This is a genomic window from Nodularia sp. LEGE 04288 (assembly GCF_963896525.1).
GTDB lineage: Bacteria > Cyanobacteriota > Cyanobacteriia > Cyanobacteriales > Nostocaceae > Nodularia.
The window spans coordinates 135,679-147,368 of record NZ_CAWQOY010000094.1 but is presented as its reverse complement, the minus strand read 5'-3'; the positions used below and the strand labels follow the sequence as shown (position 1 = coordinate 147,368).

Here is an 11,690-nt window from a genome sequence, read left to right as displayed (position 1 = left end):
TGTGCCTATTCTTATTGTTCCCATTGATGGGATAGTTCACAATTTGATAGATGCTTTTGCCATTACCCACCGAGTCGTTTCCAAGTCATTATGGATTTAAAATCACAAATTCAATTGCTGATTAATAATGCACCCCGCGATGGCTTAACACCACATCTTGTTTCAGCAATTGCTCCTGTATTGATCGCGATCGCTAAAAAATTACGCCATTCCCAGTACTATATTCTTCAAAATTCAGAAGAGAGCTGGGTTTTAACTACATTGAGCAATCGTGCAAATCCAGGATTAGAAAAGCGCGTCATCTACGCTTTTCCTACCATACAGGATGTCTCCCTAACTTCACCTGCTGGGCTTGACCCTCAAATGGTCGCTAAAATTGTTCCTGTTACCCATATTTTGTTCCAATTGGTGGCTTTAGAACCCGTAGATAGTCTCATTTTTTTGGAAACGCCGGGTCAGACCACTCATACCAGGGAAATCCAACGCTCAGAATTGCAAAAACTCTTGCAACAACAGATGAAACGACAGCAAAAGGGTAAACAGATCCCTCCAGATATTGCATAAATAAATTTTGCAGTGGAGATTCATTAGATACATCTAAGCTCCCCACTGCAAAAACTAAAAAAATTAATTTAAAAATCTCAAATTTGTTAATAAAGCCGACTAAGTACGTAGTCAGCGATATTGATTAGTGCCTTGCGTGATTCAGAGGGTGCAATCACCTGAAGATGATCAACTGCTAACTTGGCATGGTAAGCCGCTAATTCTCGCGCTTGCTGTATACCTTGACTATCTTCAATCAGATCCAGTGCTTGCTCTAAATCTCCTTCTTGGTCAAACTTCCGTTCAATGAGCGCTTCCAGGTCTGGTTTTTCGGCTAACGCAAATAAAACAGGTGCGGTGAGATTGCCACTTTTGAGATCAGATCCGACTGGTTTACCCAAAGTATCTGTTGTACTAGTGAAATCTAAAATATCATCCACAATCTGAAATGCCAGACCGACATGACGGCCATAGTTGTACAAATGTTCGGCAGTTTCTAGGGAAACGTCACTAAGTAATCCAGCTGCTTTGGAACTATTGGCAATTAAGGAGGCTGTTTTGTAATAGCTCTTTTTGAGGTAAGTCTCTATAGAGATGCCATGATCAAAACAATTTATTCCTTGCTGGATTTCCCCAGTCGCCAGATCCATAATCACTTCTGAGAGTAGTTTCACCACCTCCAAATTATTTAAGTTGGCTAAATACCAGGACGATTGAGCGAAGAGAAAATCTCCTGCTAGGACAGCAATGCGATTACCGAACAGACTATGAACAGTCTCCACACCACGTCGCATTTGTGATTCATCTACCACATCGTCATGCACTAAGCTTGCCGTGTGAATCATTTCCGTGATTTCTGCTAGGCGGCGGTGACGCAGTGTTATGTCATTTTCTAACATTGTGGCCCGCGATATCAGCAGAACAATTGCTGGTCTAATACGCTTTCCCCCAGCTCCGAATAGATGTTCGGCTGCCATAAATAGGATGGGGTGGCGATTTCCAACTAGCTGCTTGAGGTTATCTGCTAATAGTCGCAGGTCTGCTTCCACAGGGGTAAACAGGGAGGTGGCTGAGGTCATGGATGGGCGGACTCTGGCTTAGGTTACGAAAGTTTACATATCCTACACTCATTTTAAGATAAGCCTGTGCCAGCGCAAAGTTTTGATGAGAGAATACCCGCTTATTTCCGGTCGGTTCGGCATAAACTGTTGAGATTGGCGAGAACTACAAATGGGATAGAATCCTTACGGCCACCCTATAAAGCTATGTTTCCTCCTCAGAAAAATATCCTGTGCGTCAGGCAAATATTTTTTTTGGATATTTGTTGGCTAGATCCTCCAAAGTCAAGAAATCAAACTTACTGAATATTTTTTGTATATTTTCGAGGTGATAGTACCTCTTGTGTTTTGTGTAAAGACTCTAGTACAAGGATATTGCTGTTTTTCTCAGGAATTCATTTTTGGTGATCAGCATTATAGGTTACATATAATCCGAAATTTTCAAGACTCTATCTAAATAAAAGTAAAAAAATATACAGTTATTAATAATGTATGGATGGCTAAGTTCTCCCACCCCTGTTTTTAGCTAGCTAGAAATTTTTCAAATTTCACCCCAAACTGGGCTGAAAACTCAGGATCATTGTGTTACGCTAAAATATAGGAATTTTAAATTTTTCAGAACTCATTTTTCCCAAGTAAGTTGCTTTTAAGTAATTTTACTCATTGGGTAGTGAGTCTCTAAAATAAGTCGTAGCTGTCAACTAAGAATCAAGAATTAAGAAAATTATTTCTTTGTTCTTTGCACGGCAATTAAGCCTCCGGAAGTGGAGCCTTGCGGTATCCTTATAGGTTATGCGCTGCAAGCTTTTAGCATCTGTTGAATGCTAAGGCTGCTCTGGTCATAGAGGTATGCCAGTAAATAATGCAGACTAAGTAGACTGCTGAGGAGTGCAGTTGAGATTGCTGTTGAGCAATTTAACTGCTGTGGTGTGTGGTCTGCAAAAAACTCAGTTCAATAATTATTTAATTAACCGTAGATAGTTCTAAATTTACGGGGAAATTTAGTATAGCAAACTACAGCCATCAAGGATTAACTTGGTTGGTTGAATTTCTTCTAATTTAAAAAAATTACATACTCCATTAAAAAAGGTGCTGGTAGAACGATGATTTACGGGAAGATACCTATGTTGACTTTTATTTTAGCTGCTGGATATTTGTTTACAGTCTACCTATTATTAGCGCTGGCAAAGAGAATCGGCAAAAGCTCTGCTGCTAAAAATTTACCTGCGACTAACCCAGGAAAACACGAGCAAAATGTGTCAATAACTCCTCATGTGACTGAGGTAGTTAATAGTCAATAGGCTAGCACTGCTACCCACAAATCAAAAGTCAAAATCTTAAAATTGGGAAATTGCGGTATCAGTGAAATCCACATTCTCAACCGTGGGCGTATGGCCTAGCCACTGCACACCAGATTTGGCAAACTGTTGTGGACAACCACTGACAGCGAAGCGAGTTGGTTGTGGGGGGTGTGTATTGCTTAAGCCGAGTAGGTCTAATTCTTGATTACAAGCTGCGACAACGTGAACAGCTGGGTCAACTAGTTTGACTGGAGAAGGGAGGAGCGATCGCAGTATTGGTGCAAGATGGGGATAATGGGTACAGCCGTAAACCAAGGTATCAATTTCTTGCTGTATTAACGGCTCTAAATATGAGCGTGCTACTTCAGTAGTGTAAGGGTCATGGATGCGATTTTGCTCAATGAGTGGCACGAATTCAGGACAACTGACTTGCCAGACTTGGACATTCGGATCAATTTCGAGAATAGCGTGGCGATAGGCATTACTTTTAGCTGTGGCTGGGGTAGCAATGACACCGATACGTTTTCCTTGCATCACTGCTGCTTTAGCTCCCGGTAGGATAACTCCGAGAATAGGCATACTAAACTCCCTACGGACTATTTCTAGTGCGAGGGCAGAACTAGTATTACAAGCCATAATCACCATTTTTACACGTTGCTGTTGCATCCAGTGGAGGATTTCGCGCACATACTGTAGAATTTCTGCTTGTGAACGAATGCCATAGGGTAGCCGAGCTGTATCTCCAAAGTAAATAATTGATTCATTGGGGAGATGCCGATAAAGTTGACGCAGTACTGTCAGCCCACCCACACCACTGTCAAAAACTCCGATGGGGGCGCGTTGAGGCTCTTTATCAGAAAAATCGTCAAGATTGTCGTCAAAGATGGAGGATGAATACACAGGTAGATATTGATTGAAGTTTTGGGATATAAAATACAAAATGTAGCAGAAAATTCGTAAAAGTATTTTTAATGTAGACTGTATGATTTACATTTAGTCATAATTAGCCGTTGGTATCCTTCCCTACGGGACGCTGGGCGAACAAAGACGCTAACGCCAACCTCTGAATCATGTTCTAATGGTGGTCATCAACAAAATTTTACTTTAGCCGATAGAATACATAAATGTGAAAACTGCGGCCATGTTGAGGATAGAGATGAAAATGCCGCAGTTCACATGAAAAATGAGGGTTGAAGAGTTTTTAATCTCTCGTTGTAGAGTATCGTAGCTGACGGCGGATTGCCCACCGTGGGCAGCATCGAAGAAAACACCAAAACTATTTTATGTCTGGTTTGTCAGGATTTATCTGGTGAATTATCTTCGTTGTAGATGCTGAAGGATACCACGAGCGATCGCATCCGCCATTTGATTTTGGTAAGCTGTGGTTCTGAGCCGAGCCGCATCCTCAGAGCCTGTGACAAAACCCACTTCTACCAGAACCGAGGGCATAGAACTGGCTCGAAGGACGTAAAATCTGGCTTGCCGCACTTTTCTATCTCGGATAGTGACATTTTGAAGAATGCTGCTATGAATCGAGCGAGCTAGACTCTGACCACTCTGGAAATAATATGTTTCCAAACCATTGACATCCGGACGACTCATACTGATGGCATTAGCATGGATGCTGACAAATAAATCAGCGTTCGCTCGTTTTGCTAAATCAACTCGTCCTGGAAGGCTGACGAAATAGTCTGAATCCCTCGTTAGTACGGCTTGTACACCATTTTGCTCTAAAATCGCGGCTATCCTTTTGCTAATGGGCAAAGCGACATCTATCTCACGCAGTCCCCTAATACCAATTGCGCCTGGGTCTCTACCACCGTGTCCGGGGTCGATCATGACTACAGTTCTGGTTCTCGGTGCTGGACGTGGCGCTGGCTGGGGTCTGGGTGGGGGAGGAGCATTTGGACTTGGTAGTTGCCCTTGGGTTGGTGGTGGTAGGGGTGGTAAGGCAACTGGGGGTGAAACCATAGCCTGACGAGAACCTCGTAACTGTAGAGCCAAAATCTGGTTGCTGACTTGGTTTAGTTCCCCAAGTTGCACTCCTGCTGCTGGTTGCACCAAGATAACTACTGCATTATTTTGAGGTTGCAAGCGTACCCGGAGGATGGGACTATTGGCACTAAAATCTGGGCCTCTAACGTTGGCTGCTAACTTCGCATTGGGAATAGTGATTCGGAACAAACCGGATGATCTATCCCATCCACTAGTGGCATTGACTGTTTTATCTGATCTAATCAGTAACTGCGTCTCATTATTAGCCAATTCTATAGCCTGAATAGTTGCTGGCGAATTATTGGCTACTGGTAGGATGTTGGCAGTGGCTGGAGGTGCTGGCTGGTTGTTCTGTGAGTTGTTGGCATGATTATTTCCCGGTAATCTGACAACACGAGAGGGTAAAGCCACCAAACCGCCAGTGCTACTATTCGTTACCCCCCAGTCTGGCGTATCTTTGTTTACCCGCAAAGTCATGCGGACACCAGGTGGTTGGCTGTTTAAGGGAGTTAATTCGACACGACTCACACCATGTCTGTTAATTTCATTATTTCGCTGCGTCAGACTGGGTGACAAACTCGCGTCGGCAATATCCATAAAAATGGTATTGCGATCGCTGCTCCGATTGATTTTAACTTGAGGATTGCCGCCACTAGTCCGAAGAAACAACCCATCACCTGTTACCTGTAGGTTCTGAATTTGAGTTTTGCCTACTGTGGCGCTGGCAACTTGATTAGAGAACTCCGGTTTGGTATTAGCATCAGAATCAACGGTTACCACATTGTAGATATTTGTGGCAGAAGATTCTGCTTGCTCTGCTGTTGGCCTTGGTAATTGTACCCTCCAGCGATTGGCACTGACGTTTTCAAATTGCACCTGCTGGGGGTCTAGGGTATAGCCAGGACTGAGTTCAACAACTAAACGCGTTGTTTGGGGGTCAAACTGCGCCACACGGACAGCACGAAAAGCTCCACTGTACTGTTGCGTTGACTGGGGTCGCCCAAAGGTTGTACCTGGTAGATCAATTACCAGACGCGTCGGGTTGAAGACGAGTTCTGCCTTGGGTTGAACAGCGCCGTTTGTGTTGATTTCTAGACGATTTTGATTGGCATCAAAACGCCAAGATTCCAGTCTTGCTGCTACAGCCGGCGACGATAGTAAGACGATAGTTCCTACAGTACTGGGTAGTAACCAGTGTAATTTCACAATCCTTTCTCCTGATTCGCGTTCATGGGAGCCATCAATATCTCAACATATTGGCTAATCGTCACACTGTTACAACCTAATCTTAATCTTTGATACTTCTGTGACTTTTGTGCTGGTATAAAGACACAATTAATGGCTTAAATTGCTAGTATGCCCTCTAACTTTGCCATCCTATCAGGATATAATATTCACGAGAACAAAGTATTTCAGATGCAACAAAAGGATCACCAAAATTAACCACACTCAGTCAATATTGGTGAGTGACACTTGACTTAGCCTTTTGATTGGGGCTGATTTTTCTAATGGCTGGCTGGAAATCAATTTTTTGAGAGAAATTTAACTAATTTTAATTGATCTGATCAAACTTGCGGTGACTTATGGATAATTGCTTTAAAGTATCTAAATTAACATTTAGAAGCAGAGTAAGACTGGCAAAATATAACATTTTGAATGCTAATAGTAGTGAGACAAAAACTCAAATTGACAGTCTCCAACGACGGAGATTTATGGATTATGTTTCCTGAAACTGGGGATAAGGGGCAATGAGGATTGGGGATTGAATATGAAACAAACTCTTTCCTCGTCCCTAACCCCTTATCCCTAGCCCCTAGTACAGCACGGCGTAAATAGCATAACCATTTTAAATCTATGAAAAGCTCATAGAATAGGCTTTTTGACTTTTGACTCCTTCGGGGTTTGCCAGTCGCTCATGGAAGAAACCTCATTGGTGTTAGCCTCTCTTCAAGGGAGAAGACCGTTCTGGCTCACTTTGGAATTTTGAATTCCGCCTTGCGGTACTAGCCCCTCAAATTACTTAGCTTTTTGATGAATTATCCCCATAATTTGGGCTGTCTTCCCGATTCTTACCATCGTTTACGGTAGACACTATCGATGAAGGTGTTTCGACAATCAACGGTGTCCCAGTAGCTGCGTCTAAAATCAGTTTGTCTGAGTCAGCTACCAAGTTGTCTGATTCTGGAAATACGAACCGTAACAATGGGGGAGCTAAAAAGGTTGTAGTGATCACCATCATGATAATTGCTGCCCCCAGTGATTTAGAAAGAACACCGCTAGCAGCACCGACACCAGCAAAGACTAACCCGACTTCACCACGAGGAATCATTCCCACACCAATTGCTAAACGGTTGATTTGGGGTTGACCAAACACACTGAAACCTGTAATCACTTTACCGATAATGGCCACTGCGATCAGGAAAGTTGCCATAATTAAACCTTCTCGATTGCTGGGGATGGCTGGGTTCAAGACTCCCAAGTCGGTTTTGGCCCCAACAGTCACAAAGAAGATTGGCACTAGGATATCGGCAATAGGTATAATTTGCTTTTGCAATTCTTTGCGTTTATCGGTTTCCTCTAAGACCAAACCGGCGGCAAAAGCTCCCAAAATTGCTTCTAAATGGATGACAGAGGCAAAGTATGCCATCGCAAAAGCGAAGATCATTGCTGGTATCACCAGTTCGCCACGTGTTTTGAGTTGATTAGCGATCGCCACAAAAGTATTATTGAAAACATTACCTAAGACGACTGCTCCCACAAGAAAACCAGTGGCGCTGATAATCAGATAGATGACATTGCTCACGTCTACTGCGCCATCTTTAGCTAGGCTCGCAACTACTGCGAGAACGATGATTCCTAATACATCGTCCATGACAGCAGCACCCAGAATAATCTGCCCTTCTTTGGAAGTGAGTTTGCCTAATTCTGACAGCACCTTGGAAGTAATGCCAATACTAGTGGCAGTCAAAGCCGCCCCGGCAAAAATGGCTGGTACAGCACCGACACCAAACAAAACCATTAATCCCACAGTACCAGCAGCAAAAGGTACTACTACCCCCACGACTGCCACTATAGCGGCTTGGGCCCCCACTGATATTAAGTCTTTTAAGTTGGACTCCAAACCAATTTCAAACAGCAGAATGATTACACCCAGTTCTGCTAATACGGAAATGACCTCTGATTGTGCCTCAAATACTGCTGGGCTAGCTTCAGGAGTTAAACCCGCAGTGATTTGCAGGAAGGTCATGATTAAGGAGTTAGAACTGTCTGTGCCACCTTCTGGAAAAACTAACAGATGCAAAACAGAGATGCCCACAACCACACCTCCTAAGAGTTCACCTAAGACAGGCGGTAAACCTACTCGGTTGGATAACTCTCCACCAACTTTGCTGGACAGATAGATTACCACTAAACTCAGTAGGACTGCGCCGATCACCATTGAACTGTCTGCTGTTTCTGTTGTACTAGCCAGCAGGGGAAAATATACGTTGATTGCATCTAAAAACTGCATTATGTTGTGCAAAAGTCCTAATGTGTGCTGCGAAAATGCTTCTCTCTATTTTTACTACTTTATGGAAAGCAACATATATTCAAGATATCTGTTAAATTATTTTGTGCGGTCAGTCAATGAAATCAGGCGTTGCCAATAAAATTCCGATACTGGCACAACAGAGAGTCTAGGAAGCCGCAGCAAATCAAAGTCAGTAAATTGTTCATTTTGCTTGATTTGGGCTAGTGCAAGAGGCGCAGAGACTCTTCTGAGTGCCTTGACATCCACAACTACCCGTTTGGCATCGTTGAATGTTGGATCAGCATAAGGTTGAGTGATCACCTCTGCTATCCCGATAATCTGTCGTTCTTTGCCTGTATGATAGATAAATGCCAAGTCGCCAAGAAGCATATTCCGTAAATGTTTGAGCGCTAGAGCATTGTTTACCCCATCCCAAACTGTACTACCATCCTGTTCTAGATTAAAGTAGGAATATTTTTCTGGTTCAGTTTTCAGCAGCCAGTATGGCATCAAAGAATCTCCCCAAGTTTTAATTTAATTTTTATAGTTTCCAAAAATGTAACCGTCCCTACTTTAGACTATGGCAGTGTCAAACTAAGAACATATGAAAAAGTGCTGAAGCGCAAAGTCCAAAGCGGGGTGTGAACCTGTGCGGTGTAATGACAGAGGTGATTAATCGCTTCTGTACAAAGCAGTGCTGTTAGCAGATGTAGAATCTTTTCAGAGGAGTGCAAATTTTATGTATAGACCCGCTTTATCCGGTTCTTGGTTTCGGGCTGGTAACGGTTGGAAAATTTTACCATTAGCTTTGTTAGTATGTATTACTTTTATCCCTTCTGGGTTAGCCCAAGAAAAAGAAAAATTGTTGCGAACTATGACAGTTAGCGGTCGCGGTGTGGAAACAATTCCTACTACCCTGACACAAGTGAGTCTGTCTGTGGAGATTCAGGCTAAAACGGCAGAGTCAGCACAAGCAGAAGCGGCTCGCAGTTCATCAGCTGTGGTCGCTTTGCTCAAAAGCCGAAATGTGGAAAAATTACAAACTACTGGCATTCGCCTGAATCCAGTTTATAGTTACACCGATAATGTGCAACGAATTACTGGATATACTGCTAATAACACTGTGAGTTTTCGTATTGCTACCGATAAAGCGGGTACGCTTTTAGATGAAGCTGTGAAAGCCGGTGCAACGCAAATTAATGGTGTGAGTTTTATTGCTAGTGATCAGGCGATCGCATCTGCTCAACAACAAGCACTCAGACAAGCCACCCAAGATGCTCAACAACAAGCTAATGCTGTTTTCAGTACATTAGGTTTCCAGGCTAAGGAAGTGGTAAGTATTCAAGTCAATGGTGCAAGTGCGCCACCGCCTCCGATGTTGCAGCGTGCTGAAGTTGGTAAGTTAGCCAGCGCTGATGCTTCCACCCCTGTAATTGGTGGTGAACAGCAAGTAGAAGCATCGGTGACACTGCAAATTAGTTATTAGTCATTAGTTATTAGTCATTAGTCATTAGTCATTAGCAATGACCAATGATTGATTAAAAATGTTCTGAAGGCATATCTGCCATTCCACCTTCTGTATCCCGCTTGGAACCTAATAAATCTAGTTGATCTACTCTAATGACTGGCATAGAGCGGTTGGCTCCTGTTTGGCGATCGCTCCATGTGTCAAACTTTAAGGAACCTTTGACTCCAATTAAGCTGCCTTTACGGACATAATTACCTGCTACCTCTGCTGTTTTGTCCCAGAGTTCTAAGGTGAACCAGTCAGGTTCATCGCTGTTACGGGATTTACGTTTAACTGCTAATGTTAATCTACACTTCACTGTACCAGACTCAAAATATTTAATATCTGGATCGCCGCCGACACGACCAACAAGGGTGACAATGTTAATGCTCATGGCTCTGACCTTTTAGTACAAAATTACTGATATATTTTGATTTCGATCATAGCTAATTGTGAAGCTATTTAAAAATATGTGAAAAAATTAACAGTAAACCTGCGTATAAAAATGAGATAAATGATTGGTACAAATAAAAAAAGTATACGGATATATATAACTAATTAGAGAATATCAACAACATGGACACCTAATACCTAGTAAGGATTACTAAAGTTTCTCAGGAAATAGCTGGCCTGCTGGACTGACGGGAAAAAACATAATAAAATCCAGCACTATTAACTGTAACAGTTTTTAGCCAACAAGTATCGCAAAAAAGGGGCGTAGAAACGCGTGGGGCTTTTTAGGAACTTTCGCTCATCATGGGACATGGGTATCGATCTCGGTACTGCCAACACCCTAGTTTATGTATCTGGTAAAGGTATTGTACTCCAACAACCTTCTGTAGTGGCTATTGATCAAAACAGAAAGATCGCACTGGCAGTGGGGGAAGAAGCCAAAAAAATGCTCGGACGTACACCGGGAAATGTGATTGCTCTCCGTCCCTTGCGTGATGGAGTGATCTCTGATTCTGACATTGCCGAGCTGATGTTAAAACACTTTATCCAACTCGTAAACGGGGGGAAATCACTGATTTCCCCGCGAATTGTCATTGGCATACCCAGTGGTGTGACAGGGGTAGAAAGAAAGGCTGTGTCAAATGCAGCTATCGAAGCTGGAGCCAGAGAAGTGTATTTAATTGATGAGCCAATGGCAGCAGCTATTGGAGCGGGGCTACCTGTTTCCGAGGCCACAGGCAATATGATTGTTGATATTGGTGGCGGGACAACAGAAGTTGCCGTGCTAAGTTTCCAGGGTACTGTCATCAGTGAATCAGTACGCATCGCTGGTGATGAACTAAACGAGTCCATCATTATGTATCTGAAAAAAGTTCATAACTTGGTGATTGGAGAATGGACTGCTGAAGATATCAAGATTCGCATTGGTTCGGCTTATCCCAGCAACGAGCAGGATGATCTGATGATGGAAGTCCGGGGTATACACTTGCTTTCTGGTTTACCAAGAACTGTCACACTCAGAGGGGGAGAAATTCGTCAATGTATGTTGGAACCGCTAGGAGTAATCATAGAAGCTGTGAAGCGGACACTGGAACGGACTCCTCCAGAATTAGCCTCAGATATTATTGACAGAGGAATCATGATCGCTGGTGGTGGTGCTTTGCTCAGAGGCATAGATACTCTAATTAGTCATGAAACCGGGATTGTCACCCACATTGCGGCTGATCCTCTTTGTTGTGTTGTACTGGGAACAGGTCGGGTGTTAGAAAACTTTGACCAGCTAGAACGAGTTCTGAGTGGGCGTTATGGCAATAATTAGTCAT

At 43.1% G+C, this 11,690-nt stretch carries 11 protein-coding genes; 5 read left to right on the top strand and 6 right to left on the bottom strand.

The window, feature by feature from the left end; genetic code table 11:
• Window positions 1-90: 90 nt before the first annotated feature.
• Entirely contained in the window at window positions 91-564 is a 474-nt protein-coding gene (locus tag AACX33_RS07690; RefSeq protein WP_193997708.1) for a hypothetical protein, read from the top strand.
• Window positions 565-650: 86 nt separating this feature from the next.
• Here AACX33_RS07690 and sds read toward each other — a convergent pair whose 3' ends face one another.
• The gene (sds, locus tag AACX33_RS07685; protein WP_193997709.1) at window positions 651-1,622 is read right to left on the bottom strand and encodes a solanesyl diphosphate synthase; all 972 of its coding nucleotides are present in this window, start codon (window positions 1,620-1,622) and stop codon (window positions 651-653) included.
• 1,103 nt (window positions 1,623-2,725) lie between these two features.
• Here sds and AACX33_RS07680 point away from each other — a divergent pair.
• Complete coding sequence (locus AACX33_RS07680) at window positions 2,726-2,902, top strand: hypothetical protein (protein ID WP_193997710.1); 177 nt, start codon at window positions 2,726-2,728, stop codon at window positions 2,900-2,902.
• A gap of 36 nt (window positions 2,903-2,938) precedes the next feature.
• On the opposite strand, the gene murI is transcribed toward AACX33_RS07680, so the two are convergent.
• Window positions 2,939-3,802 (bottom strand): glutamate racemase, encoded by an 864-nt coding sequence (gene murI, locus AACX33_RS07675; protein WP_193997711.1) that lies wholly within the window; start codon window positions 3,800-3,802, stop codon window positions 2,939-2,941.
• Window positions 3,803-3,880: 78 nt separating this feature from the next.
• Here murI and AACX33_RS26470 point away from each other — a divergent pair, with 78 nt between their 5' ends.
• Window positions 3,881-4,096 (top strand): zinc ribbon domain-containing protein, encoded by a 216-nt coding sequence (locus AACX33_RS26470; RefSeq protein ID WP_193998023.1) that lies wholly within the window; start codon window positions 3,881-3,883, stop codon window positions 4,094-4,096.
• A 120-nt stretch (window positions 4,097-4,216) separates the two neighbouring features.
• Here the strand turns inward: AACX33_RS26470 and AACX33_RS07670 are convergent, their stop codons facing one another.
• From AACX33_RS07670 to AACX33_RS07660, 3 genes are all read right to left on the bottom strand, one after another.
• On the bottom strand, window positions 4,217-6,103 hold the full coding sequence (locus AACX33_RS07670; RefSeq protein ID WP_193997712.1) for an N-acetylmuramoyl-L-alanine amidase: 1,887 nt from the start codon (window positions 6,101-6,103) through the stop codon (window positions 4,217-4,219).
• 814 nt (window positions 6,104-6,917) lie between these two features.
• The gene (locus AACX33_RS07665; RefSeq protein ID WP_193997713.1) at window positions 6,918-8,408 is read right to left on the bottom strand and encodes a cation:proton antiporter; all 1,491 of its coding nucleotides are present in this window, start codon (window positions 8,406-8,408) and stop codon (window positions 6,918-6,920) included.
• 96 nt (window positions 8,409-8,504) lie between these two features.
• Window positions 8,505-8,918, bottom strand: coding sequence for an EVE domain-containing protein (locus tag AACX33_RS07660; RefSeq protein ID WP_193997714.1), 414 nt, complete (start codon window positions 8,916-8,918; stop codon window positions 8,505-8,507).
• A gap of 229 nt (window positions 8,919-9,147) precedes the next feature.
• Here AACX33_RS07660 and AACX33_RS07655 point away from each other — a divergent pair, with 229 nt between their 5' ends.
• Complete coding sequence (locus AACX33_RS07655) at window positions 9,148-9,894, top strand: SIMPL domain-containing protein (RefSeq protein ID WP_193997715.1); 747 nt, start codon at window positions 9,148-9,150, stop codon at window positions 9,892-9,894.
• Window positions 9,895-9,946: 52 nt separating this feature from the next.
• Here AACX33_RS07655 and AACX33_RS07650 read toward each other — a convergent pair whose 3' ends face one another.
• Entirely contained in the window at window positions 9,947-10,309 is a 363-nt protein-coding gene (locus AACX33_RS07650; RefSeq protein WP_193997716.1) for a single-stranded DNA-binding protein, read from the bottom strand.
• Window positions 10,310-10,678: 369 nt separating this feature from the next.
• Between AACX33_RS07650 and AACX33_RS07645 the strand changes: the two genes are divergently transcribed.
• Complete coding sequence (locus AACX33_RS07645; RefSeq protein ID WP_193997717.1) at window positions 10,679-11,686, top strand: rod shape-determining protein; 1,008 nt, start codon at window positions 10,679-10,681, stop codon at window positions 11,684-11,686.
• Window positions 11,687-11,690: the final 4 nt, after the last annotated feature.

Coding starts and splice junctions, on each gene's coding strand:
- sds (WP_193997709.1), bottom strand. CDS start 1,622: ATGACCTCAGCCACCTCCCTGTTTACCCCTGTGGAAGCAGACCTGCGA.
- AACX33_RS07660 (WP_193997714.1), bottom strand. CDS start 8,918: ATGCCATACTGGCTGCTGAAAACTGAACCAGAAAAATATTCCTACTTT.
- AACX33_RS07645 (WP_193997717.1), top strand. CDS start 10,679: ATGGGTATCGATCTCGGTACTGCCAACACCCTAGTTTATGTATCTGGT.
- AACX33_RS07680 (WP_193997710.1), top strand. CDS start 2,726: ATGTTGACTTTTATTTTAGCTGCTGGATATTTGTTTACAGTCTACCTA.
- AACX33_RS07655 (WP_193997715.1), top strand. CDS start 9,148: ATGTATAGACCCGCTTTATCCGGTTCTTGGTTTCGGGCTGGTAACGGT.
- AACX33_RS07665 (WP_193997713.1), bottom strand. CDS start 8,408: ATGCAGTTTTTAGATGCAATCAACGTATATTTTCCCCTGCTGGCTAGT.
- AACX33_RS07690 (WP_193997708.1), top strand. CDS start 91: ATGGATTTAAAATCACAAATTCAATTGCTGATTAATAATGCACCCCGC.
- AACX33_RS07650 (WP_193997716.1), bottom strand. CDS start 10,309: ATGAGCATTAACATTGTCACCCTTGTTGGTCGTGTCGGCGGCGATCCA.